The organism is Salinarimonas ramus (assembly GCF_014645695.1).
In the GTDB taxonomy this organism is placed as follows: domain Bacteria; phylum Pseudomonadota; class Alphaproteobacteria; order Rhizobiales; family Beijerinckiaceae; genus Salinarimonas; species Salinarimonas ramus.
The window spans coordinates 67658-92467 of the sequence record NZ_BMMF01000017.1 but is presented as its reverse complement, the minus strand read 5'-3'; the positions used below and the strand labels follow the sequence as shown (position 1 = coordinate 92467).

The window sequence follows — 24810 nt, the reverse complement described above, 5'->3', positions numbered from 1 at the left end:
ATGGCCGGCGTGACGAACGGCGTGAGCCTGGAGCGCGTGATCAAGCGCTACGGCGAGACCCAGGTGATCCACGGCGTCGACCTCGAGATCGCCGAGGGCGAATTGTGCGTCTTCGTCGGGCCGTCGGGCTGCGGAAAGTCGACGCTGCTGCGCATGATCGCGGGCCTCGAGGAGACGACGGACGGGCGCATCGTCATCGCCGGCGAGGACGTCACCCGCGCCGACCCGTCCGAGCGCGGCGTCGCCATGGTGTTCCAGACCTACGCGCTCTATCCGCACATGTCGGTGGCCGAGAACATGGGCTTCGGCCTGAAGATGACGGGCCACCCCAAGGAGGAGATCGCCCGGCGCGTGGGCGAGGCGGCGCGGGTGCTGCAGCTCGAGCCCTATCTCGAGCGAAAGCCAAAGGCCTTGTCGGGAGGCCAGCGCCAGCGCGTCGCCATCGGGCGGGCCATCGTGCGCGACCCGTCCGTCTTCCTGTTCGACGAGCCGCTCTCGAACCTCGACGCGGAGCTGCGCGTGGAGATGCGCGTCGAGATCGCGCACCTGCACAAATCCATGGGCGCGACGATGATCTACGTGACCCACGATCAGGTCGAGGCGATGACGCTCGCCGACAAGATCGTGGTCCTGCGCGCGGGGCGGGTGGAGCAGGTCGGCGCGCCGCTCGCGCTCTACCAGGACCCGGACAACCGCTTCGTCGCGGGCTTCATCGGCTCCCCGTCGATGAACTTCCTCGACGGGCGCGCCGAGGCGGGCGGCGTGGCGATACCCGCGCTCGGGCGCACGATCGAGACGGCGGTGCGGCCGCGCGACGGCGCCGTGACGGTGGGCCTGCGCCCCGAGGATCTCACCCTCGCCGCCGGCGAGACGCTCGTCGTCGACATCGTCGAGAATCTCGGCTCCGTCTGCCACGTCCATTGCGACGCGGGGCACGGCACGCGGCTCGTGGTCGAGACCCGCGGCGTGAATGCGCCGCGTCCCGGGGCGCGGGTCGACGTCGCGGTCGATCCCGCGCGGGTCTACCTGTTCGATCCGCAGAGCGGCGCGCGTCTGCGTTGAACGCAGCCGCTCAGCGCGCCTTCCAGAGCTCGACGCCGCCTTCGTTGGTGCGCTCGAGCGCCATCTCGTGCTCGTAGGTGTCGGGCCGGTAGAGGCCGTGCATCACCTCCACCGCCCGTCCGTCGACGTCGCGCACCACGCGGCGGATGGCGAGGAGCGCTTCGCCCGGATCGATGTCGAGGGCGCGCGCGATCTCGGGCGTCGCCAGCGTCGCCGAGACGCTCTGCGCGGCCCGCGCGATGGGCCGCCCGGCCTGCGCAATCAGGATGAGGAGCGGGGTGCGCGCGAGGTCGTCCACATCAAACGTTCGCCCGATCTCCTCGGGTACGTAGGTCGTCAGATGCGAGAACGGCCGACCGTCGAGGGCGCGCACGCGAACCGCGCGCTGGCACGGCGCGCCGGCGGCGAGCCCCAGCTGGCGCGCCACGGCGGGCGGCGGCGGCACGTAGTCGACGCCCATGACCCGCACCTGGGTCTCCAGCCCCATGGCGACGAGGTTCTCCACCGAGCCGCTGATGCTCGCCTGGACCGGCGAGATCGCCGCGCCGTCGCGCACGAAGGTGCCGCGCCCGCGATGGCGCTCGACGAAGCCCTCCTGCTCCAGTCGCTCCATCGCCCGGCGCACGGTGATCCGGGAGACGCCGAACTCCCCCCCGAGCTTGTGCTCGCTCGGCAGCGGCACGCCGCCGTCGAAGGCGCCCTCGCGGATCTGCTGGCGCAGGACGAGGTAGAGCTGGTGGTGCTTGGGCCACGGATCGCCCCCGGACACGTATGGCTCCCTATCCCGATTTGTCATATTGACATGACTTAAGCACAGGTCGCACTCTCGCGCCACCACGGAACAGAAGACGCCGGGAGGAAAGACCATGCTTTTCGACAGCTTCGCCGCAGCGACGGGGCGGCTCACGGGCGGCTCGCTCACGCGCCGCGCCCTCGTCGGCGCCGCCGCGCTCGGGCTCGCGGCGCTGGCCGCCCCCTCCGCAGCCCTCGCCTGGCCCGACGAGCCGATCTCCATCGTCGTGCCCTTCAATGCCGGCGGCAGCGCGGATCGCATGGCGCGCGGCCTCGCCGAGCACATGAGCCCGCGGCTGGGCGTGCCGATCACGGTGGAGAACCGCGCCGGCGGCGCGGGCGCGCTCGGCGCGACCTACTTCCAGCAGCAGGCGGCCGACGGCAACACGCTGCTCCTGATGCAGGCCACGCCCTACCTGTCGAGCGCGATCCTGGTCAGCGGCGCGCCGGTGGAATGGGACGACTTCTCGCTCCTCAACGCGCAGTGGAACGACTACGCCATCGTCGCCGTCCACCAGGACAGCCCCTACGAGACGCTCGATCAGCTGGTCGAGGCCATGCGCGAGCCGGGTGCCGTGTCCTCGGGCATCATCTTCGGCAATGGCGGGCATATCCAGACCTACATCCTGATGGACGCCTTCGACATTCCAACCGACAACGTGCGCTTCGTCACCTATGACGGCGGCGCGCCCCTGCGCGCGGCGCTCGCCGGCAACCAGGTCGATTTCGAGATCATCGCGGCCGAAGCCGCCGCCTCGATCCGCGACCGCATCCGGGTGCTCGCCGTCGTCAACACCTCGGACCCGGGCGAGCACGACGCGCCGCTCCTCAACGAGGCGCTCGGCGAGATGGGCGTCGAGCCCGTCGCCCTCATCGGCGGCAACATCACCGGCCTGATCGCGCATTCCGCCCTGAAGGAGGAGCATCCCGACCGCTGGCAGATCCTCGTCGACGCCTATCGCGAGACCGTGGAGAGCGAGGAGTTCCAGGCCTGGGCCCGCGAGGCCAAGATCGGCGCCGACTGGGTCGGCCCCGAGGAGAGCCAGGCGCTCGTCGACGACGCCTACGCGGCGCTCGTGCCCCATGCCGAGAAGCTGCGCTGAGGCCGGCCCGAGCGCGATGTCGCCGGACCCCATGTCGCAAGACGGCGCTTCCCCCGAGAGCGCGTCCCCCCGCCGGCCGGCCTGGCCGGTGGGGGCCGTTCTCTTCGCGCTGGCGCTCGCGCTCGCCATGGCGGGCTACGCCGCCGACGTCGCCTCGAAGTCGCGGGGCATCGCCGACACGATCCTGATCGTGCCGGCCGCCGCCATCGGCATCGTGGCGCTCCTCGCGGCGATCGCGGAGGACGTCGCGGCCGCGCGGCGCACGACCCTCGACGACGCGAAGGTCCGCGAGGAGGCCCGCCAGACGCGCGCCAGCCTCGCCTTCATGGCGCTCCTCGTCGCCTACGTGGCGGCGATCCCCCATGCCGGCTTCGACGCGGCGACCTTCGTCTTCCTCGCGGCATCGCTGGCGCTCCAGGGCGAGCGGCGCCCGCTCGTGCTGATCGGCTTCGCCGCGCTCGTGACGGCGCCGGTCGTCTGGATCTTCGTCGCGCTCCTCTCGGTGCGCCTGCCGACGCTTCTGTTCTGAGGCCCTCGCGCCCATGATCGACACGGTCGCCTTCGCCGGTGCCCTCGACCTTCTCGCCTCGACGCCGAGCGCCTGGCTCGTCGTGGTGCCGGGCCTCGTCATCGGCGTGATCTTCGGGGCGATCCCCGGCCTGTCGATCTCGATCGCCATGGCGGTGTTCCTGCCCGCCACGCTCTACATGGACTTTCTCACGGCGATCCTGTTCCTCACCGCGATCTTCACGGGCGGCGGCTTCGGCGGGGCGATCCCGGCGATCCTCATCAACATTCCCGGCACCTCGTCGGCGGTGGCCTCCGCCTTCGACGGCTTCCCCATGTCGGTGGCGGGCCGCCACGGCGAGGCGCTCGGCGCCGGGCTCGCGGCCTCGGTGGTCGGCACGCTCGTGGGCTACCTGCTCCTGCTCTTCACCGTCGACTTCGTCGCCGAATGGGTGCTGCGGCTCGGGCCGACCGAGCTCCTCGTCGTCGCGATCTGGGGGCTGACACTCATCGCCGTGCTCAACACCGCGAGCGTCGCCAAGGGCGTCGCCGCCGGCATCGTCGGCCTCCTGTTCTCGACGATCGGCTTCAGCGACGCCGGCCAGATGCGCGGCACCTTCGGCTCGATGTACCTCCTCGACGGCATCCCGCCGATCGCGGCGCTCATCGGCCTGTTCGCGGCCTCCGAGCTGTTCGGCCTCGTGGGGCGCGACTACATCGTCGAGGAGCGGGCGCACCGGGTGGTGCGGCTCTCGGCCATCCTCGGCGGCATCAGGCTCGCGCTCGGAAAGCCCGTCGACCTGATGCGCGGGGGCTTCATCGGGGCGGGCATCGGCATGGTGCCGGGCGTCGGCTCGAGCGTGGCGAACCTCGCCTCCTACGCCATCGCCAAGCGCCGCGACAAGGACCCGTCCCGCTTCGGCAAGGGCGCGCCGGAGGGCGTCATCGCGTCGGAGGCGGCCAACAGCTCGTCCGAGGGCGGCTCGATGATCACGCTCCTCGCGCTCGGCCTGCCCGGCGGCGCGGGCACGGCGATCCTGCTCGGCGCCTTCGCCATGCACAACGTGACCGGCGGGCCGCGCTTCATCGCGGAGAACGGCGACGTCGTCTACGCGCTCATCCTCGGCAACATGGCGCAGGCCTTCCTCCTGCTCCTCGTGGGCACGGCCCTCGTGTTCGCGGCGGGCACCATCGTGAAGGTGCCGCTGCGGCTCCTCACCCCCGTCGTGATGGTGCTCTCCATCGTGGGCGCCTATGCCATCACCGGCAACATGGTGGGGCCGATCACGGTCGTCGCCGGCGGCGTGCTCGGCTGGGCCATGCGCCGCTACGGCTACCCGGTGGCCGCGGCGGTGGTCGGCCTCCTCGTGGGCGACATGGCGGAGGGCGAGCTCGTGCGCTCCTACCAGATCACCGGGGGCGACCCGTCCTTCGTGCTCGATCGCCCGATCACCCTCGTGCTCATCGCGCTGCTTCTCCTGTCGCTCGTGCCCCGCCTCCTCGCCTCCGTGCGCCGGCGCGCGAGGAAGGGGGCGGCGGCGACCGCGGGCGCCTCGCCCGATCGCGGCTGACCTCATCGGAAGTTCCGCCCCTTTGGCATGGCGGCGGCGACGCCGCGGCGGTCGGGGAGCGTGGTGGGATCGGCGGCGGCGCCGCGGCGCAACGCCGACTGCGCCTCGTGGCGTGCGACGTCCTGCGCGAGCGCCGGCTCCTCGCGCACCAGGGCGCGGAAGCGCGCCTCGCGCTCGCGCTTCGTCTCCTTCTCGCGGGGATCGGCGGAGCCGCCGGCCTTGACCTCGTCGGCGCGCGCCAGAGCCTCGGGCAGGCCCTCGCCGCCGAGCCGCGCCAGCAGGTCCGACCAGTCCTCCAGCGCGTCGGCGACGATGTGGGTGACGCCGTTCGCCCGCTGCAGGCGCCCGCGCACGCCCACCAGCCGCGCGCCGACGACGACGGGGCGGTAGGCCTCGAAGGTCTTGGGCCAGACGATGAGGTTGGCGATGCCGGTCTCGTCCTCGAGCGTCATGAAGATGACGCCCTTGGCCGAGCCCGGCCGCTGGCGGATGAGGACGAGGCCGCAGACCTGGACGCGGGCGCCGTCGCGCACGCGATCGAGCTCGAGATGGCGCGTCACCCCGCGCCGCGCCAGCGTCGCGCGCAGGAAGGAGACCGGGTGCGCCTTGAGCGAGAGGGTCAGCGAGCGGTAATCCGCCACCACCTCCTGGCCCGGCGGCATGGGCGGGAGCGCGGCGTCGGGCTCCCGCTCGGCCATGGTGGCGGCGCGAAACAGCGGCAGGTCGTCCTTGTCGCCCGCGCGCCGGAGCGCCTTGACCGCCCACAGCGCGTCGCGCCGCGAAAGCCCCAGCGAGGCGAAGGCGTCGGCTTCCGCCAGCCGCTCCAGCGCGGCCGGCGCGAGGTCCGTGCGCAGCCACACGTCGCGCACCGAATCGTAGCCCGCCCCGCGCCGCGCCGCGAGGCGGCGCATGTCCTCCTCGCGCACGCCCTTGACCGAGCGCAGGCCGAGCCGCAGCGCGTGGCGTGCGCGGATGTCCCCGCGCATGGAGGCGTGCGCCGGATGCAGCCGCTCCGCGGCCGGCGGGCCGGGCTCGAGCGTGCAGTCCCAGTCGGAGGCGTTGATGTCGGGCGGGCGGATCTCGACGCCGTGCTCGCGGGCGTCGCGCACGATCTGCGCCGGCGCGTAGAAGCCCATGGGCTGGGCGTTCAAGAGCGCCGCCGCGAAGACGTCCGGATAGCGCGCCTTCACCCAGCACGAGGCGTAGACGAGGAGCGCGAAGGAGGCGGCGTGGCTCTCCGGGAAGCCGTATTCGCCGAAACCCTCGATCTGCCGGAAGCAATGCTCGGCGAACGACCGCTCGTAGCCGCGCGCCACCATGCCCTCCACCATCTTCTGCGCGAAGGTGCCGATCGTCCCCACCCGCCGGAAGGTCGCCATGGCGCGGCGCAGGCGATCGGCCTCGGAGGGGGTGAAGCGCGCGGCGACGATGGCGATCTTCATCGCCTGCTCCTGGAAGAGCGGGACGCCGAGCGTCTTGCCGAGCACTTGCTCGAGCTCGTTCTTCGGCCCGTGCTCCGGGGCGGGGGAGGGGTAGACGACGTGCTCGCGCCCCTCGCGGCGGCGCAGGTAGGGGTGGACCATGTCGCCCTGGATCGGCCCGGGGCGCACGATGGCGACCTCGATGACGAGGTCGTAGAAGCACGCCGGCTTGAGGCGCGGCAGCATCGACATCTGCGCCCGGCTCTCGATCTGGAAGACGCCGAGCGTGTCCGCGCGCTGGATCATGGCGTAGACCCGCGGGTCCTCCGCGGGGATCGTGGCGAGGGTGAGCCGCTCGTCGTAATGGCGCGCCAGGAGGTCGAAGGCGCGGCGCAGGCACGAGAGCATGCCCAGCGCGAGGAGGTCGATCTTGAGCATGCCCAGCGCCTCGAGATCGTCCTTGTCCCATTCCACCGTGGTGCGGTCCTCCATGGCGGCCGGCGAGACGGGGGTGACCTCGTCGAGGCGCGAGCGGGTGATGACGAAGCCGCCGGTGTGCTGCGAGAGGTGGCGGGGGAAGCCGTTTAGCTCCTGCGCCAGCGCCAGCACCCGCGAGAGCCGGGTCTCGCCGGGATCCATGCCCAGGCGCTCGACCTCCTTCCTCTCGACGCTCGCCTTCGACCAGCCCCAGATCGAGCCCGACAGGGCGGCGACGCTGTCCTCCGAGAGGCCGAAGACCTTGCCCACCTCGCGCACGGCGGAGCGGGCGCGATAGGTGATGACGCTCGCAGCCAGCCCCGCGCGGTCGCGGCCGTAGCGCTCGTAGACGTATTGCATCACCTCCTCGCGCCGCTCGTGCTCGAAGTCGACGTCGATGTCGGGGGGCTCCTTGCGCTCGTTGGAGACGAAGCGCTCGAAGAGGAGATCGTGCTTGGTGGGGTCGACCTCGGTGATGCCGAGGCAGAAGCACACGGTGGAATTGGCCGCCGAGCCGCGTCCCTGGGCCAGGATCCCGCGCGAGCGCGCGAAGCGCACGATGTCGTGCACGGTGAGGAAGTAGGGCGCGTAGCGCAATTCCGCGATGAGCGCGAGCTCGTGGCGGATGGCGACGGCGACCTTGTCGGGCACGGCGTCGCCGAAGCGCCGGCGCGCGCCCTCCCAGGCATAGTGCGCGAGCGCCTCCTGCGGGTCGGCGAAGCCCTCGCGGCCCTCCTCGGGATATTCGTAGCGCAGGTCGTCCAGCGAGAAGGCGAGGCCGTCCAGGAAGCGGATCGTCTCGGGGATGGCGACGGGCGCCTCCCGGAACAGACGCAGCATTTCGTGAGCCGGCTTAATATGTCGCTCCGCATTGGCCGCGAGACGCCGCCCCGCTGCATCCAGGGTGGTGCCGTGGCGGATGCAGGTGAGGACGTCCTGCAGCGGGCGGCGCTCGGGGGAATGGTAGAGCACGTCCCCCGTGGCGATGGGGGAGACGCCGTGTTCCGAGGCCAGCACGAGGATCTTCGCCAGCGCATGGCGCGGGGCGCGGCCGTAGAGCGCGCGCGCGGCGAGCCAGGCGCCGGCGGACGCCTCCTTCAGAGCGGGCAGGGCGTCTAGACCATTTGCCGGCTTATCATAATGCGGGATCACGATGAGCTGCAGGCCCTCCGCGCGCTCGATCAGGTCCTCGACCCGCAATTCGCACGAGCCCTTGGGCGCGCGGCTCTTGCCCAGCGTGAGCAGCCGGCACAGCCGGCCCCAGGCGGCGCGGTCCTTCGGATAGGCGAGGATGTCGGGCGTGCCGTCGACGAAGGCGAGGCGCGCGCCCGGCGCGAGGCGCAGGGCGTGGGTGCCCGTGGCGTTCTCCGCGCGCCATTCGCGCAGCGCCACGTGCGCGCGCACGACGCCCGCGACCGAGTTGCGATCGGCGATGCCGATCCCCGCGAGCCCCAGGCTCGCCGCCTGCGCCACGAGCTCCTCGGGATGCGAGCCTCCCTCCAGGAAGGAGAAGTTCGTCGTCACCCCGAATTCGGCATAGGGGATCGAGAGCGGGAGGAGCCCGGTCATGGCCGCGCGCCGCTCATCCGAAGAGCCCGTGCACGTACCAGCGCGGGGCCTGCGTCTCGCGGCCGTAGAGGCCCTCGCGGAAGATCCAGAAGCGGCGGCCCGAACGGTCCTCCGTGCGGAAATAGTCGCGGGTGAGGCGGTCTTCGTCCCACCAGGCCGGCGCGATGCGCTCGGGCCCCTCGAAGGCGGCGGTCTCGTGGAGGACGCGGCGCCAGCGGAAGCGCAAGGGCGGGCCGTCGGGCACGGTCGCAACCGCCTCGATGGGCTCGGGATGCGCGAACAGGCGGATCGGCCGGTCGGCGGCGGCGTCGGGCAGGGGCTGCGGCCAGGCGGCGTCGGGCCCCGAGGCGGCGTCGGGCGCTCCGGCAGACGACGACCCGGAGGCGCCGGGCCGGATCGAGGCCGCCGCGTCCTCCGGCCAATGGCTGTCGCAGGGCGCGATCCGGCGCACGCGGTCCGTCCCGAGCCGCGCGCCCAGCGCGTCGACGAGGCGGGCGAGGTCCTCCCCCGCCACCTCCCCGTCGAGGCGCCGCGCCGCCTCGTCGAGGCGCCGGGCCGAGAGGGCGGACAGGCGCACCACGTCGAAGCCCCAGCCGATGTCGAGCTCGTCGCGCTCGCCGGCGAGCTTCTCGCGAAAGAGCAGCGCCATGCGCGCGGGCTCGCGGGTGGGGCGGCTCGCGCCGACGCGGATGCGCCGCACGGCGCCGTCCACCCGAAACAGCGCGAGCTCGAGCCCCAGCGCGCCCTCCCCGTGCGTCTCGAGCATGGCGCAGAGCTCCTCGGTGAGCCGATGCAGCGTGCGCGAGACGTCCTCGGGCGTCAGGATCGGCTCGAAGAAGCGCCGCTCCGCCACGTAGGGCGGCGCCTCGAGCCGCGCGCCGATGGAGGAGCGCGTGCGCCCGAGCGCGGCGTCGAGGCGCGCCACGAGATCGGTGCCGAAGCGTGCGGCGAAGGGCGCGCGGGGGCGCAGCGCGAGGTCCTCGATGCGGCGCAGGCCCACCTTGGCGAGCCCGTCCGCGATCTCCGCCGCGACGCCCAGCGCCGCGACGGGGAGGGGGGCCAGCGCCCGCGTCTCCTCGCCCGTGGCCACGATCGCCCCGTCGGCGGCCCGCGCCAGGGTCGCCGCCGCCTCCGGCGTGCCGGCGATGGCGGCGCGGGCGGCGAAGCCGAGGGCGGCGAGGCGCGCCACCGCGTCTGCCCGCATGGCGGCCTCCCCGCCGAAGAGATGGGCCGAGCCCGTCACGTCGAGGACGATGCCGTCGGGGGGCAGCGTCGCGACGAGGGGCGTCCAGCGCCGGCCCCAATCGGCGAGGCGCGCGAGCATGGCGGCGTCGCCCTGCGGATCGGCCTCCACCACCGCGAGCGCGGGATGGAGCGCGCGGGCGTCGGCGAGGGACATGCCGGCGCGCAGCCCGAGCGCGGTCGCGCGGGCGTCGCAGGCGGACAGCCGCAGCGCGCCCTTCACCTTGGCCACGGCCGCGAGGGGCGGCGCTGCGGCGCTCGCCTCAGGCGCGGCGGGGGAAGGGAAGGAGGAGCCTCCGCGCCGTCGCCCCCGCCGCCGCGCGCGGTCCGTCGCGAGCGTCGGCAGGACGAGGGCGAGGTAGCGCTTCGCCGGCGGCGGGCTCGTGGGCGCGCGGCTCGAGCTCTCGGAAGGCACGATCGTCATGGCTCCACTCCAGGTGATAGAGACCCTCGCGGCCGCCGCGATGGCGGGCGAGATGGACGCGCCAGGCGGGCGCGCCTGGCGTGCCGGCGAGGCCCGGCCGGCTGGGTGCCGCCGCGACGACGAAACGGCTCTCGGCGGCACTGGCGCGCGCGCCGGTGCCGGCTCCCGCGCCGAAGGCGGCCTGCACCACGAGCCCCGTCGTCCCGCCCTCGCGGGCGGCGAGCACCAGGCGGCGCGAGGCGGTGAGGTCGTAGAGGCCCGGCAGGCGGGCGATCTCGGCGAGGACGGCGCCGAGCGCCCGGCAGCGCAGGGCCTGCTCCGTCGCCCACAAAGCCTCGTGCGCGTCGCGGGCGCGCACCAGGACGAGGCGGGCGGGGTCGAGCCCGTGCAGCGCGAGCCCCGGCCCGTAGGGCGCCCCGTCCTCCCGCGCCGCCTCCTCGTCCTGCACGAGGAGGACGCGGCCGGGCAGGCGCTCTGCCCCGCGGCTCTCTGCCCCGCGGTTCTCTGCCCCGCGGCTTTCGAGCGAGCGCGGAGCGGCCGGCGCGGCGAGGCGGGCGGCGAGGGCGAGCGCGAAGCCGTGCGCGGCCCCGAGATCTCCCGCCTCCCGCGCCAGGATCTCGTGGATCGTGCCGCGCGCGAGCCCGCCGCCGAGGACCGCGTCGAGCCCCTCGGCCCCCAGCGGTGCGGGACGGGGCCGGCGCCGCCGCGGTGCCGCCGGCACGGCGGCCGAGGGAACCGCATAGCCGGCCTGCGCCGCCTCCCCGAACCCGCCGGCCGCGCTCGCCGTCCCGTCGCGCGCGGACATCCCCTGCTCGGCGATCCCCTGCTCGGCGAGCGCCGAGGCGAGCGCGGCGCGCGCCCGGGCGAGGCGCCGGGCGAGGGCGTCCTCCTCTCGGGGAACTGCCTCCCATCCCGGCACGGCTTCGCCGTCCGCCGGCGCGGGGGCGCCGTCGTGAGGCTCGTGACGAGCCATGGTTCGATCCCTGTCTGTTCCTAATCCGTTCGCTCATGGATTCCATCGCGGCCGGATGGAGTCAAGCAGGAGTCGCGGGCACGGGCGGACGGAATCGCGGCGGCGGGAATCGGACGTTGCGGGGGGAGGGCCCGGTTCCAGGCGAGATCGGCGCCCCCGCCGAGCGCCTCCGCCCTCTGAATCCGCGACCAACCGACGCGGCACGAGCGCCCGCGCCCGCGCATGCGATCTTCGCGCGAGCGCACGTCCCCGGGAATCGGAGATTGCCTCAGGCGGCGATGCGCTCCAGCCGCGCGCAGGAGGCGCGCACCACGAGCTCGGGGGGAATCACGTGGCGCTCCGGCGGCGCCTCCGGCTCGGCGATCCGGCGCATGAGCACCTCCGCCGCGCGTCGGCCGATGGCGGCGTGATGGGCGCGCACGGTCGAGAGCTGCGGCTCGAAGGCGACGGCCTCCGGCGCGTCCCCGCAGCCGACGACGGAGAGGTCGCGCCCGGGGCGCAGATCGGCGCGGGCCAGCCCGATCATGGCGCCGATGGCGGTGAGGTCGTCCACGCACACGACGGCGGTCGGCGCCTCCTTCAGGGCGAGGAGGCGGCCCATTCCCGCGATGCCGGTCTCGCGGCTGCCGTAGCCGTCGAGGAGCCAGCCGCAATCGACAGGCACGCCGGCGCGCTGAAGCGCCTCGCAGAAGGCGCGGCGGCGGTCGCGATGGCTCGAGACCCCCTCGGCGCCGCCGATCATGCCGATGCGGCGATGGCCGAGCGCGAGCAGATGCTCCACCGCCAGGCACGCGGCGAGCGTCTCGTCGCTGCCCACGTAGTCGAAGGCGAGCCCATCGACCTCGCGCGCCACCTGCACCACGGGGATGCCCGCCGCGACGAGATGGTAGAGCGCCGCCGCCTTCGTGCCGGCGGCGGGGGCGATGAGCAGGCCGTCGGGCCGGAACTCGCGCAGCATGGCGAGCACCTGCTCCTGGCGCACGAGATCCTCCGCCGTGGTACCGAGCAGGATCGTGCGGCCGGCGGCGCGGGCGGTGTCCTCCACCGCGCCGAGGATCGCCGCGTGATCGGGCAGCGCCACGTCGGAGAGGGCGACGGCGAGCATGTCCGAGCGGGCCGTGCGCAGGGCGGCCGCGCCGCGATTGTAGGTGTAGCCGAGATCGCGCGCCGCCTGATGGACGCGCAGCCGCGTCGCCTCCGCCACCACGGGGGCGTTGCGCAAGGCGAGGGAGACCGTCGCCGTCGAGACGCCGAGCGCGTCCGCGATGATCTGCAGAGTGACCCGCCCGCGCGCGCCGCGGGCCGGTTCCTGAACCGAGGATCCCATATGGTACGCTTCCCCGCCGAAAACTAACGCACGTTAACGCGGCTTCGTTTTTGGTCCATAAGGAAGGATACTTAAACGTTACGGACGCGCGCCCGCTCCCGTGCCAGGAGGTAGAGCCCGGAGGCGACGACGATGGCCGCGCCCACGAGGGTCGCGGCGTCCGGCAGGTCCCCGAAGACGAGCCAGCCGAGCGCCAGCATCCAGACGATCTGCGTGTAGAAGAAGGGCGAGAGCGCCGCCGCCGGCGCGCGGGCGTGCGCCAGGATCAGGAGCCAGTGCCCCACGGCCCCGAAGGCGCCGAGCCCCCCGAGCACGATCCACGACAGGACGGAGGGCGGCGCCTCCCACAGGAAGGGCGCCACCGGCGCGGTGAGCGCGACGCCGACGAGGCCCGAATAGATCAGCGTCGTGCGCGAGGAATCGTGGCTCGCGAGCATGCGCGTCGTCACGCCGTAGAGCGCGTTGCAGACGGCCGCTCCCAAGGAGAGGATCGCCGCCGGGTGGAAGCCCTCGAGCCCCGGGCGCACCACGACGAGGACGCCGACGAAGCCCACCGCGATCGCCGCGAGGCGGCGCGGCCCCACCCGCTCGCCGAGCAGCGGCCCGGCGATCAGCGCCACGATGAAGGGCGTCGAGAACATGATCGCCATCGTCTCGGCGAGCTGGAGCCAACGCAGGGCCGTGAAGTTGAGGAGCGTCCCGCCCATCAGGAAGAGCGAGCGCAGCACCTGCAGCCCCGGCCGCGCCGAGCGCGTCACGCCGGGCGTGGTCAGCCCGTTGACGAAGAACGAGATCAGGATGATCGAGCCGAGATAGCGGATGAACACCACCTGCAGCGTCGGCAGGCCCTCCCCGCCGAGCCATTTGGCGCTGGTGTCGAGGCAGGAGAAGCAGATCAGCGCCGCGCACATGAGCGCGATGGCGACGAGCCGCTCGCGGCTCGCGGCCGCGTCGAGCGGGGCGTCGAGATCGGTGCGCGGCGGGCGCCGGGAGGGCTCGGGGGTGCTCATGCGGCGCCGACCGTACCGCGCCCCGCCGCGCGATGGCAGAGGCACGGGACGCATGCCCGATGTGCGGGAGGGGGCGGGCGCATCCTCCCCGGAGGGGAGGAGTCCGCGCCTCGGCGCGGGCGGTGGGGACGTCCCGGGAGTTCTGCTCGCCGGCCCGCCCCCTCCCCACCCTCCGGCGCGAGGGCCGTCGTCCTCCCCTGCGGGGAGGTGGCGGTGGAGCGCTTACCCACGGGCGCCCCAGCGCGGACGGCCTCCCGTGGGGGAGGCCGCCTCTCGTCAGATCACGTAGCTCTTCAGCGGGGGGAAGCCGTTGAAGGCGACCGCCGAGTAGGTCGTGGTGTAGGCGCCGGTGCCCTCGATGAGGACCTTGTCGCCGATGGAGAGCGAGACGGGCAGCGGGTAGGGCGCCTTCTCGTAGAGCACGTCGGCCGAATCGCAGGTCGGGCCGGCGAGCACGCACGGCGTCGTCGCGTCCGCGTCCCGGTCCGTGCGGATCGGGTAGCGGATCGACTCGTCCATGGTCTCGGCGAGGCCGCCGAACTTGCCGATGTCGAGATAGACCCAGCGGATCTCGTCCTCGGCGCGGCTCTTCTTGGAGACGAGCACCACCTCGGCCTCGATCACGCCGGCATTGCCCACCATGCCGCGGCCCGGCTCGATGATCGTCGCCGGGATGCGGTTGCCGAAATGGCGCGACAGGGCCTCGAAGATGGACTGGCCGTAGGCCTCCACCGCCGGGATGTCCTTGAGGTACCGGGTCGGGAAGCCGCCGCCGAGGTTGACCATCGACAGGTGGATGCCCTTCTCCGCCAGCGTGTGGAAGATCATCGCGGCCGAGCCGAGCGCCTGGTCCCAGGCCTCGGTGTTGCCCTGCTGCGAGCCGACGTGGAAGGACACGCCGTAGGCCTCGAGGCCCACGCGATGGGCGTGCTCGAGCACCTCGATCGCCAGCTCCGGCTCGCAGCCGAACTTGCGCGAGAGCGGCCACTCGGCGCCGGCGCCGTCGCAGAGGATGCGGCAGAACACCTGCACGTCCTCGGCGCCGGTCGCGGCCTTGGCGCGGGCGATCTTCTCGACCTCGTCCTCGCAATCCACCGCGAACAGGCGCACGCCGAGCTCGAGGGCGCGCGCGACGTCGCGCTCCTTCTTGATCGTGTTGCCGAAGGAGATGCGGTCGGACGTGGCGCCGGCGTCGAGCGCGAGCTCGATCTCGACGACGGAGGCCGTGTCGAAGGACGAGCCGAGATCGGCCAGGAGCTTGAGGAGCTGCGGCTCGGGGTTCGCCTTCACGGCGTAGAAGACGCGCGTGTCGGGCAGCGCGCGGGCGAACTTGAAGTAGTTGTCGCGCACGACCTCGAGGTCGACGACGAGGCAGGGCCCGTCCTCGCGGCGGCGGCGCAGGAAATCACGGATGCGCTCGGTCATGGCGCTCTCCCCCAATAGGCTCGCGGGCAGCCGATGCGTGCGGCCGCCGATTGATCACGATCGCGACCTCGCCCGAGGTCGCGGAGCTCGATGGGGCGCCTCTTCGGCCGAGCGAGCGCGCTTTGGAGACGCGAACGCGCGATCGACGGAGCGACCCGACGTGCTGCCTTGGATTGGAACGGGAGACCCGAACCGCACGCCCGGCAATGATGAGACAAGCCTCTTCGGTGACCGACCTTTGGAGGGCCGATCGAGACCAAAAAAGCCCGTGTCGTCGTTGCTTTAAGTCGCGTTCCCCGCTGAGAGCGAGGTGCGCCGGTTTCGCCTCCGGCTGCCGGTCAGGGGTGTCGAGGGAAGTCTCCCTCGGGCGGCTGTCCGGTCTCTTGCCCGGATGCCCACCGACCGGCACGCGACCACAGGCACGTGCGAAATTGGGCAAGGCGGGAGATAACCCCGATTCTCCTCCGGATCAATGCCTATCGGCCTCGGTTCGCGAAATTTTCTCAGGGCCGCTCGCGAGGAGGTCGCGGATCTCGGACAGGAGCTTCACGTCGGCGGGAATCTCGGGCTCGGCCGGGGGGGTCGGCGAGACGGCGATCTCCGCCTCCTGGCGGGCGCGCAGGCGGTTGATGCCGCGGATGACGAAGAACAGCACCCAGGCCACGACGAGGAAGTTGATGGTCGCGGTCACGAAGGAGCCGTAGGCGATCACCGCCCCCTGCTCGCGCGCCTCCGCCAGCGTCGTCGCCGTCACCGCGGAGGACAGCGGGAGGAAGTAGTTGGTGAAGTCGAGCCCGCCGGTGACGAGCCCGACGAGGGGCGTGAACACGTCCTCGACGAGGGAGGAGACGATCCGCGAGAAGGCGGCGCCGATGATGACGCCCACCGCCAGATCCACCACGTTGCCCTTGAGCGCGAACGTCTTGAACTCGTCGATGATGGCCATGGTCGCTCCCCCGTGTCGCTCGATGACCGAGGCTTAACCGCCAAGGCCGTCTCGCGTAAAGCGGGTCCGTGACGTGCGAACGCCCCCGGACGGGGTGCGTCCGGGGGCGTTCTCACCTGGATTCGGCTCGACGAACCGCCGTGGGGCGCTCCTCGTCAGGCCGTCTGCGGCCCCTCGCCCGCCGGCGCGGCGGCGGCCTGCGCCTTCTGGGCGGCTGCGACGCGCTGGCGATAGAGCGCCACGAAGTCGATCGGGTCGATGTAGAGCGGCGGGAAGCCGCCGTTGCGCACCGCGTCCGCCACGATCTGGCGGGCGAAGGGGAAGAGCAGGCGCGGGCATTCGATCATGACGACCGGATGCAGCTGCTCCTTGGGCACGTTCTGCACGCGGAAGACGCCGGCATAGTTCAGCTCGAACTTGAACATGACGTTGCCGTCGGTCTTGGCGTCGCCCTCGAGCTTGAGCTCGACCTCGTAGTCCGTCTCGCTCATCTGCTTGGCGTTGACGTTGACCTGGATGCCGATCTTCGGCTGGGTCTGCTGCGGGGCGAGCGAGCGCGGCGCCGCCGGATTCTCGAAGGAGAAGTCCTTCGTGTACTGGGCGAGCGCGTTGAGCGAGGGAGCGCTGCCGGCGTCGCCGCCGTTCGGGGCGCCGCCGTTCTGGGCGCCGTTGGTCGCCGGGGTATCGGCCATCGGTTGTCTCCGAGTTCGTGCGAGAGCGCCCGGCCGGGCGCGGACCGGCCCGCGGGTCGCCCGCCGGCCTCGATGGCAGGCGCGCTAGCACGTCTCTTCCGAGGGAACAAGCGTGAGAGGTGCCCCGAGATCCCCGCCGGTCGCGATCGTGCTCTTCCGTCCCGGGGAGGGGCGCCGCGAGAAAAAGCCGCGATAAGGCGCTGCTTGTCGCCGCGACGGGTGGATGTTACGAGGCTCGCTGCCCATATCCACGAGGAGGACGCGACGCGCCGGCCCCCCGCCGCGCCGGAGCGTCGCCAACGAGGCCCGTATCCCGGGAATTCCAGGCCGGACCGACGATGCAAGAGTCCTTCGATCTCACGACGCTCATCTTCCTCGCGCTCGCCGTCTTCGTGATCTGGCGGCTGCGCTCGGTGCTCGGCACGAAGACCGGCAACGAGAAACCGCCGCAGGATCCGTTCCGCCGCGAGGCTCCCGGCTCCCGCGGGGGCCGGACCGGCGGCGACAACGTCGTGCGCCTGCCGAACGGCTCGGCCGGTGCGCCCGCCTCGCCCGATCGCTGGAAGAGCGTCTCCGCGCCCGGCGCGGACGTCACCGGCGCGCTCGACGAGATCGTCCGGCAGGAGCCCTCCTTCAACGGACGCGACTTCCTCGAAGGCGCCAAGATGGCCTACGAGATGATCGTGACGGCCTTCGCCGCCGGCGAGCGCAAGACGCTCAAGGACCTCCTGTCGAAGGAGGTCTACGAAGGCTTCGAGGCGGCGATCACCGATCGCGAGCAGCGCGGCGAGCGCTCCGAGACCACCTTCGTCGCCATCGACAAGGCCGAGATCACCGCCGCCGAGGTGAAGGGCAAGACCGCCCAGATCACCGTGCGGATCGTCTCCGAGCTGATCTCGGTGACGCGCTCGTCCGCCGGCGACGTGGTCGAGGGCTCCGCCGATCAGGTTGTGGACGTCACCGACGTGTGGACCTTCGCCCGCCAGCTCGGCGCGCGCGATCCCAACTGGCAGCTCGTCGCCACCGAAGCGGGGCAATGAGGGGCGCGCGTCCCGCGCCCCTCCTCGCGCTCGCCGCGATCATGGTTCTCGCCCACCCCCTCGCGCACCCGCTCCCCGCGGGCGCCGACGAGATCGGCGGGGCGCGGCTGGAGCCTCTCTCCTACGACGATCTCCCCGGCTGGGCGGCGGACGACCACGAGGCCGCCCTCGCCGCGTTCCGCGTCTCGTGCGCCCCGATCCTCGACGGCCGCGCCGCGCTTCGCCCCGCGGCGAAGGCGGGCATCGATCTCCTCGCCGCCTGCCGCGCGGCGCTCGAGGTCGCGCCCGGCGGAGCGCGCGCCTTCTTCGAGCGCACCTTCGTCCCCCACCGCATCGTGCCGCATTCCGGGCGCGGCTTCCTCACCGGCTATTACGAGCCCGAGCTCGAGGGCTCCCTCGTCCCGACCGCCCGCTTCGCGACGCCGCTGCGGGGGCGACCCGCGGCCCTCGTGACGCTCGCCGAGGGCGAGAGCGTCGACGGCGTCGATCCGTCCCTCCGGGCGGCTCTCGCGGACGGGGCGGGCGGGCACGTGCCCGTGCCGACGCGCGCCGAGATCGAGGCCGGTGCTCTGGACGCGCAGGCGCAGCCGGTCGTCTGGCTGGAGGAGCCCGGCGAGGCCTTCATCGTCCACGTCCAGGGCTCCGCGCGCATCCGCCTGCCCGACGGCGCGGTGATGCGCGTCGGCTATGCCGGGCGAAACGGCCATCCATACACCTCCATCGGCCGCCTGCTCGTGGAGCGCGGGGAGATCGAGCGCGACGAGATGAGTCTCGAGCGGCTCCTCGCCTGGCTGCGGGAGAACGGCGCGGCAGCGCGGGCGCTGATGCACGAGAACGCCTCCTACATCTTCTTCACGCGTCTCGACGGGCACGATCCGGCGCTCGGGCCCATCGGCGGAGCCGGCGTGGCGCTGACGCCGGAGCGCTCCATCGCCGTCGATCGCGGCCTGTGGCCCTACGGGCTGCCCTTCTACCTGACGGGCGCGCTCCCGGACGCCGATGGCGAGGAGCATCCGCTGGCGCGGCTCGTGATCGCGCAGGACACGGGCTCCGCCATCCTCGGGCCGGCGCGGGGCGACTACTTCACCGGCTCCGGCGCGCGGGCGGGCACGCGAGCGGGGCTGATCCGGCACGCCACCGATTTCGTCGTCCTGCTGCCGCGTCGCGCGGCGAATGGTGAAGCCGCGACCGACGAGGCCGCGCGATGACGCGCCGGCGCAAGCGCGAGCTGACCGAGGAGGAGCGTCTCCTGTGGCGCCACGTGGTGCGTCACGTGGAGCCGCTCCCCGGCAAGGCCGTGCCGCCCGATCCCCTCCCCGCGCGGGCCCCGGAGACCGCTACCGCGGCGCCGCCGCGCGTGGCGCCGGCCGCAGACGCTCCGAAGCGTCCCCCCGGCACGCCGCCTTCGCCGCGCATGCCGACGGCGGCGCCCTATCGCCCCGTGCCGGCCCCGCCGCCGCCGATCCCGCCTCTGACGAAGCTCGCCCGCAAGGAGCGCGCGGCGCTCTCGCGCCGATCGCGGCACCCCGATGCGACGCTCGATCTCCACGGCATGCGCCAGAGCGAGGCGCATCTCGCGCTCCACGGCTTCCTCCACCGCGCGGCCTCGCAGGGCCACACCATCGTGCTCGTCGTCACCGGCAAGGGAGGATCGCCGGGCACGGGCTCGATCTTCGACGAGCGCGGCGTGCTGCGCCGGCTCGTGCCGCATTGGCTGGCGGAGCCCGGCGTGCGCGGGCTCGTCGTCGGCTTCGAATCCGCGGCCCATCACCATGGCGGGGAGGGCGCGCTCTACGTGCGCCTGCGCCGCCGCAACGGGCGCTGAGGCGCGCGACGAATGCCGCGGCGCTCCCGCGATCCCGACGGCGAGGCGCGGGCGCTCACGCCCTTCGGCCGGCGCGTGCGCGAGTTGCGCGCCGCGCGCGGGCTCCAGCTCAAGCACATGGCGGCCCATCTCGGCGTCTCGAGCGCCTACCTCTCCGCGCTCGAGCGCGGCGAGCGCGGGCGCCCCACCTTCACCCTCGTCCAGGGCACGATCCATTATTTCGGCGTGATCTGGGACGAGGCGGACGAGCTGCAGCGGCTCGCCGAGCTCTCCGACCCCGCGCCGCGGGTGCCGGCCGGCGGTTGCGGGGCGGACGCCATGCTGCTCGCCAACCGCCTCGCGCGCGAGATCGCAGGCCTCGGCCCCGAGCGGGTCGCCTCCATGCTCGCCATCCTGGATGGCGTGTCGACGCCCGTCGATGCAACGGACCACCCCGGTCCCTCCCTTGACGGAAGGGATGCCAACGGCTCTAACCCTGGCGACCCGCCGCCGGGCGTCCCGTCGCGCCCGCGAGACAGCAACTGAGGATTTTCATGCCCGAGCTCGACGTCCTGACCCTCGGAAACGCCATCGTCGACGTGATCGCGCACACGGACGACGGCTTCCTCGTCTCGGAGAAGCTCCACAAGGGCTCGATGAACCTCATCGACGAGGCCCGGGCGGAATATCTCTACGGCAAGATGGGCCAGGCGGCGATCATCTCCGGCGGCTCGGGCGCCAACACGGCGGTGGGCGCGGCCTCGCTCGGCGTGTGCGCGGGTTTCATCGGCAAGGTCCGCGACGACGAGCTCGGCCGCATCTACCGCCACGACATGAACGCCACGGGCGTCTCCTTCGAGACCGCCTACGCCGCCCCGGACGGCCCGGCGACGGCGCGCTCCTTCATCCTGGTGACGCCCGACGGCGAGCGCACCATGAACACCTTCCTCGGGGCCTGCCAGAACCTGACGCCCGACGACATCGACGAGGCGACGGTGGCCGGCGCCGAGATCACCTATCTCGAGGGCTACCTGTGGGATCCGCCGCAGGCGAAGGAGGCCTTCCGCAAGGCGGTGGACATCGCCCACGGCGCCGGCAACCGCGTGGCGCTCACCCTGTCGGATTCCTTCTGCGTCGACCGCTACCGCACGGAATTCCTCGACCTCGCCCGCACCGGCGCGCTCGACATCCTGTTCGCCAACATCCACGAGCTCAAGGCGCTCTACCAGACCGCCGACGAGGACAGTGCGGTCGCGGCGCTGCGGGAGGAGGGCCATCCGGACCGCCCCTTCCTCGCGATCGTCACGCGTTCCGAGCGCGGCTCCCTCGTCGTCACCCGCGAGGGCACGCGCGCGGTGGACGCCTTCCCCGTGGAGACGATCGTCGACCTGACGGGGGCGGGCGACCTCTTCGCCGGCGGCTTCCTCGCGGGCCTCACCCGCGGCCTCGATCACGTCGCCTGCGCGCGGCTGGGCGCCATGGCCGCCGCCGAGGTCATCTCCCACATCGGCGCGCGCCCCCAGCGCAGCCTGAAGGAGATGGCGCAGGAGCACGGGCTGTTGGCGTGAGCCCGTAGCCGACGGCGCGGACGGTTGCGCCGGCGGCCGTACGCCGTCGCCGATCAGGCAAGCGTCCCGATAGACGCGCCCTTCACTGCGTCCAGCGGCCCTCGAGGCGCCACAGGCGCGCGCCGTCCTCGCCGAGGACCTCGACGGCGAACGCGGATGCGTCCCACGCGACGCCGGGGAGGACGCCCTCGGCGACGCGCTCGACGAAGGCCTGCGTGCACGGGCCGGGATCGACCTCGACCCTGAGCGAGAGCACCGGCGTGCCGTCACCGTCGAGCACGAGGGCGGGGGGCGCCACCAGGCGGTGGCAGCCGGTGGGCAGCCAGACGCCGACGCGATAGGCGAGCCCGCCCGATCGGTCGGGCGAGAGCGTCAGGGACGGCTGCATGGTCGGCAGGGCGGGGGTTTCGTCTCGTGTCATGGCGGGCTCCGCTCGAACGGGCACCGCCGCCTCGGGTGAGGCGGCGGCGGTGGGCGCGAGCGGACCCGCGAGGCAGGCGAGCGCGAGAATCGCGCCCGCTCGCGGTGCCAGGCGTGATCGCGTCTCGGTCACGCGAACCATTCCGCGCCGCTCGCCGAGGCTGCCGCGAGCCCCTGGAGCGCGGCGGCCTCAGCCGAGAAGCCCTCCGCGCCGACGAGCAGCAGCGCGTAGTCCCCCGTGAAGTAGTCGAAGTAGGAGCGCGCGGAGGCGAAGTAGGTTCCCGCCTGCGGCGCCACGAACTCGACGTAGGAATTGCGGGTGCCGCCGAAATCGTCGTTGAAGGCGACGAGGCTTCCCGCGGCGTCGAAGATCCGCAGGAACGGGTCGGAGAGCGGGTTCGTGCCGTCCCCGCCGAGCGCCACCCGCACGGTCTGCCCGGCGGCCGCCTCGATGCGGAACCAGTCGTCGTCTCCGGCCTGCTCGAGCGTGGAGCGCACCAGCACGCCCGGCGCGAGGGTGACCGGCGTCGCGCCGCTGCCCGGCAGGTCGCCCACGGGGCCGCCGGTGTCGAGGACGCTGTGCGAGAGCAGGTAGGATCCGACGGAACGATCCGCGTAGGCGGCGGCCTCGACGAAATAGGTGCCGCTCTGCGTCACGCGCATCTGGAGCTGAGAGTCGAGCGTGCCGTTGGCGTCGTCGTTGCTGCCGACGAGATTGCCCAGCCCGTCGTAGACGCGCAGCAGCGGATCGCCGAGCGGGTTCGTGCCACCGCCCTGGAGCGCGAAGCCGACGACGTCGCCGGCGTTCAGCTCGACGCGGTACCAGTCCCGGTCGCCGGCGCTCTCGAGGGTCGAGAGCACCCTGCCGCCCGCGACGAGCGTCTCCTGCGTCGTGCCGTTGCCGGGCACGTCGCCCTGGTCCGCGCCGCGCTCGGTCAGCGTGATCCGGTAGGTGCCGTCGTAGCCGTCGGCGAAAGCGGCGGCCTCGGCGAAGACGCGCGTCGTGCTCGTCGCGACGAAGGTGATGGCGCTGTCGAACCCGAACGTGTCGTCGTTCTGGGCGAAGACCTGGCCGTTGGCGTCGTAGAGGCGCAGGAGCGGGTCGCGCAGTGTCCCGGCGCCGGAGCCCGCCCCCTGCAGCTGCACCTCGTAGGTGCGTCCCGCCACGATGTCGATGGCGTGCCAGTCGCGATCGCCGATGGCGTCGAGGACGTCGATCTCGGGCGTGCCCGGCGTGAGCACCGAGCTCGTCGTGCCGTTCGAGGGCAGGTCGAAGCCGGGCGCCCGGCTCGCGGCGAGGACGTAGGCGCCCGTCTCGGTGGAATAGGCGCGCGCTTCGAGATAGAAGAGCCCGTCCCGGCCGGGCATGAAGTCGAGGAGGCTGTTCAGCGTGCCGTCGCCGTCGTCGTTCTGGGCGACGATGGTGCCGTTCCGGTCGCGCAGCACGAGGAGCGGATCGGCCAGCCCCTGGGCCGTGGCGCCCTCGAGCGCGAAGCGATAGGCGGTGCCGGCCTGGAGCGAGATCGCGAACCAGTCGCGATCACCCGCGGACTCGATCACGCCGGAGACGGCAGCGCCGGGGGAGAGGCGGCCGGCCGTCGTGGCGTCGCCCGCGAAGTCGTCCGCGATCGGCGTCGGTCCGGGGCCCGGTCCGGGAGGCGTGCCGGCGCCGAGCGCGATGATCGCCTCCGCCATCGCCACGGCGTCGACGCGGTCGAAGGTCGCGCCGGTGTTGACGACGTTGTCGTCCTCGTCGTCGCCGTCGACGAGCCGCACGGCGTTGGTGCGCACCACCTGCTCGAACTCGGTGGGGGTGAGAAGGCGTCCGAGATATTGCTGCGCGATGTTCTGCGCCACGGCGACGAGGCCGGCCACGTGCGGCGCGGCCTGGCTGGTGCCGCCCTGGAAGGTCGAGCCGCCCTGCGCGTTGGCGCCCTGGATCAGCGCGCCGGGGGCGAGCAACGTCTCGAGCGCGCCCGAGCGCTGGCCGAACACGGTGAGGCGGTCGGCGGCGGTCGTGTTGTCGATGGCGCCGCCGCCCCATTCCATCCGCCCGAAATCGCCGGAATACGCGGCACCGACGCCGATCACGTTGGGATCGGCCGCGAGCGAGGCGTGGCCCGCCGCCTGATAGGTGTGGTAATCGTTGCCGGTGGCGACCGTCGTGACGATGCCCGCCGAGAACATGGCTGCGAACTCGTCGGCGAGGCCGAAGGGCGAGGGCGCGGCGACGTTGACGTTGTCGCCCGGGCCGAGGGAGAGGTTCGCCGCCACGATGTTGTAGGCGGCGGCGTTCTGCACCACCCATTGGAGCGCGCGCTCGACGTAGCCGAAGCTGCCGCCGCCGTTCGCCTCGAGCACCTGCAGGTGGATGATGTTGACGCCGGGCGCGACGCCGAGGAAGCGCGGGTCGCTCGATCCGATGATCGAGGAGACGTTGGAGCCGTGGTCGTTGCGGTCCTGCGCCGTGCCGTCGTTCTCGCCGGTGAAGTCGAGGGCCGCGACGATGCGATCCGAGCGCCCGTCGCCGTTCGCGTCGGGGCCGAAGGCCGGATGGTCGAGGTCGATGCCGGTGTCGAGGACGACGACGGTGACGCCGCGGCCGTCCGCCTCCGAAAAGCGCGCATCCGCGCGCAGGCGATCGATGCCGATGAGATCGGTCGACTGGTTCGAGAACGCGCCGACCTCGTCGAGCGCCTGGAACGTCCCGATGGAGACCTTCCCGTCGTCTCCGACGAACTCGAGCCGGTCGCCCGGCTTGCCGCCGCCGAAATTCTCGACGATCGCGGTGATCGCGAGGTCGATGACCGATTGCGGGGGAATGCTGGCCGGGTCGGCGTCGACGGCGGAGAGGAAGGAGCGCGCCGCGTCCGCCGGGCCCGTGCCGACATAGGCGGCGCGCTCGGCGGCGGTGTCGAGGGAGGCGGTGAAGCGCTCCGCCGTCGCGAGCTTGTTGGCGATGACCGTCGCGTCCGTGCCCTGCGCGCCGTCGAGGATGTTGACGGCGAGGGTGGAGAGCGTCAGCTCGCCCGCCTCGATGCGCTGGACGAAGAAGGCGCGGCCCTCCGCGTCGGCGGCGCGCCCGAACAGGGCCTGGTAGATCGAATCGACCTGCTGTGCGGTGGTCATGCCCGAGAAGCGGCCGGTATATTCCGGCAGCGGCGCCAGCGCGGCGAGCATGGCGGAGAGATCCGCGCCGCCGCTCGTGGCCTGAGACCAGAACGCGGCTCCCGCCGGATCCGCCGGACGCCCGAACAAAGCCAGATAAACACCCTGAATCGTCGCCATAGCCCCGTCAGCCCCCAGACATACCCTGATTCGCGGTTGCCGGACGCTAGCAGGGGTGCGTTAACCAAGCGAGAACGCGGCCGTGCGCGCTTGCGCAAGCGCGCGGGCCCTCGCGCGCGCAGCTCTTGACGGTTCGCCGCCGCTTCGTC

The 24810-nt window shown here is 72.8% G+C and carries 20 protein-coding genes; 9 read left to right on the top strand and 11 right to left on the bottom strand.

From position 1 onward, the window contains the following. On the top strand, positions 1 to 1062 hold the full coding sequence (locus IEX89_RS22805) for an ABC transporter ATP-binding protein (RefSeq protein ID WP_188915585.1): 1062 nt from the start codon (positions 1 to 3) through the stop codon (positions 1060 to 1062). Between the two features lie 10 nt (positions 1063 to 1072). Here the strand turns inward: IEX89_RS22805 and IEX89_RS22800 are convergent, their stop codons facing one another. Continuing rightward, on the bottom strand, positions 1073 to 1831 hold the full coding sequence (locus IEX89_RS22800) for a GntR family transcriptional regulator (RefSeq protein ID WP_210317695.1): 759 nt from the start codon (positions 1829 to 1831) through the stop codon (positions 1073 to 1075). Positions 1832 to 1928: 97 nt separating this feature from the next. On the opposite strand from IEX89_RS22800, the gene IEX89_RS22795 reads away from it, so the two are divergent. Genes IEX89_RS22795 through IEX89_RS22785 form a run of 3 tightly spaced genes read left to right on the top strand, consistent with a single transcriptional unit; the run spans position 1929 to position 5035 of the window. Next, a complete protein-coding gene (locus IEX89_RS22795) occupies positions 1929 to 2957 on the top strand; it encodes a tripartite tricarboxylate transporter substrate-binding protein (RefSeq protein ID WP_188915583.1) in 1029 nt (342 codons plus the stop codon). Between the two features lie 31 nt (positions 2958 to 2988). After that, positions 2989 to 3486 (top strand): tripartite tricarboxylate transporter TctB family protein, encoded by a 498-nt coding sequence (locus IEX89_RS22790; protein ID WP_188915582.1) that lies wholly within the window; start codon positions 2989 to 2991, stop codon positions 3484 to 3486. A gap of 13 nt (positions 3487 to 3499) precedes the next feature. Beyond that, entirely contained in the window at positions 3500 to 5035 is a 1536-nt protein-coding gene (locus tag IEX89_RS22785; protein ID WP_188915581.1) for a tripartite tricarboxylate transporter permease, read from the top strand. Between the two features lie 2 nt (positions 5036 to 5037). On the opposite strand, the gene IEX89_RS22780 is transcribed toward IEX89_RS22785, so the two are convergent. The 8 genes from IEX89_RS22780 to secB form a co-directional block, all read right to left on the bottom strand. After that, entirely contained in the window at positions 5038 to 8502 is a 3465-nt protein-coding gene (locus IEX89_RS22780; protein ID WP_188915580.1) for an error-prone DNA polymerase, read from the bottom strand. 13 nt (positions 8503 to 8515) lie between these two features. Continuing rightward, a complete protein-coding gene (locus tag IEX89_RS22775; RefSeq protein WP_244645661.1) occupies positions 8516 to 9967 on the bottom strand; it encodes a Y-family DNA polymerase in 1452 nt (483 codons plus the stop codon). Positions 9968 to 10007: 40 nt separating this feature from the next. Then, positions 10008 to 11141, bottom strand: coding sequence for an ImuA family protein (locus tag IEX89_RS24555; protein WP_244645659.1), 1134 nt, complete (start codon positions 11139 to 11141; stop codon positions 10008 to 10010). A gap of 268 nt (positions 11142 to 11409) precedes the next feature. After that, on the bottom strand, positions 11410 to 12468 hold the full coding sequence (locus IEX89_RS22770; protein ID WP_188915578.1) for a LacI family DNA-binding transcriptional regulator: 1059 nt from the start codon (positions 12466 to 12468) through the stop codon (positions 11410 to 11412). 71 nt (positions 12469 to 12539) lie between these two features. Further along, the gene (locus IEX89_RS22765) at positions 12540 to 13478 is read right to left on the bottom strand and encodes a DMT family transporter (RefSeq protein ID WP_188915577.1); all 939 of its coding nucleotides are present in this window, start codon (positions 13476 to 13478) and stop codon (positions 12540 to 12542) included. 276 nt (positions 13479 to 13754) lie between these two features. Beyond that, on the bottom strand, positions 13755 to 14903 hold the full coding sequence (locus IEX89_RS22760) for a type III PLP-dependent enzyme (protein WP_188915576.1): 1149 nt from the start codon (positions 14901 to 14903) through the stop codon (positions 13755 to 13757). A 469-nt stretch (positions 14904 to 15372) separates the two neighbouring features. Further along, positions 15373 to 15843: a large conductance mechanosensitive channel protein MscL gene (gene mscL / locus IEX89_RS22755; RefSeq protein WP_188915610.1), complete on the bottom strand. Its 471-nt coding sequence runs from the start codon at positions 15841 to 15843 to the stop codon at positions 15373 to 15375. Between the two features lie 161 nt (positions 15844 to 16004). Then, complete coding sequence (secB, locus tag IEX89_RS22750) at positions 16005 to 16541, bottom strand: protein-export chaperone SecB (protein WP_188915575.1); 537 nt, start codon at positions 16539 to 16541, stop codon at positions 16005 to 16007. A 338-nt stretch (positions 16542 to 16879) separates the two neighbouring features. On the opposite strand from secB, the gene IEX89_RS22745 reads away from it, so the two are divergent. From IEX89_RS22745 to IEX89_RS22725, 5 genes are read left to right on the top strand one after another with little or no spacing between them, the layout of a single operon-like run. Next, positions 16880 to 17581: a Tim44/TimA family putative adaptor protein gene (locus IEX89_RS22745; RefSeq protein WP_188915574.1), complete on the top strand. Its 702-nt coding sequence runs from the start codon at positions 16880 to 16882 to the stop codon at positions 17579 to 17581. Then, a complete protein-coding gene (mltA, locus tag IEX89_RS22740) occupies positions 17578 to 18789 on the top strand; it encodes a murein transglycosylase A (RefSeq protein ID WP_188915573.1) in 1212 nt (403 codons plus the stop codon). Before IEX89_RS22745 ends, mltA begins: the two co-directional genes overlap by 4 nt. Continuing rightward, positions 18786 to 19406 carry a Smr/MutS family protein gene (locus IEX89_RS22735; protein ID WP_188915572.1) on the top strand — a complete coding sequence of 207 codons (621 nt, stop codon included), beginning with the start codon at positions 18786 to 18788 and terminating at the stop codon, positions 19404 to 19406. The genes mltA and IEX89_RS22735 overlap by 4 nt, the downstream gene beginning before the upstream one ends. A 12-nt stretch (positions 19407 to 19418) precedes the next feature. Then, entirely contained in the window at positions 19419 to 19931 is a 513-nt protein-coding gene (locus tag IEX89_RS22730) for a helix-turn-helix domain-containing protein (protein WP_188915571.1), read from the top strand. 8 nt (positions 19932 to 19939) lie between these two features. Further along, positions 19940 to 20953, top strand: coding sequence for an adenosine kinase (locus tag IEX89_RS22725; protein WP_188915570.1), 1014 nt, complete (start codon positions 19940 to 19942; stop codon positions 20951 to 20953). Positions 20954 to 21035: 82 nt separating this feature from the next. Here the strand turns inward: IEX89_RS22725 and IEX89_RS22720 are convergent, their stop codons facing one another. Continuing rightward, entirely contained in the window at positions 21036 to 21374 is a 339-nt protein-coding gene (locus IEX89_RS22720) for a hypothetical protein (protein ID WP_188915569.1), read from the bottom strand. 128 nt (positions 21375 to 21502) lie between these two features. Further along, positions 21503 to 24661: a S8 family serine peptidase gene (locus IEX89_RS22715; protein WP_188915568.1), complete on the bottom strand. Its 3159-nt coding sequence runs from the start codon at positions 24659 to 24661 to the stop codon at positions 21503 to 21505. Between the last annotated feature and the right edge of the window lie 149 nt (positions 24662 to 24810).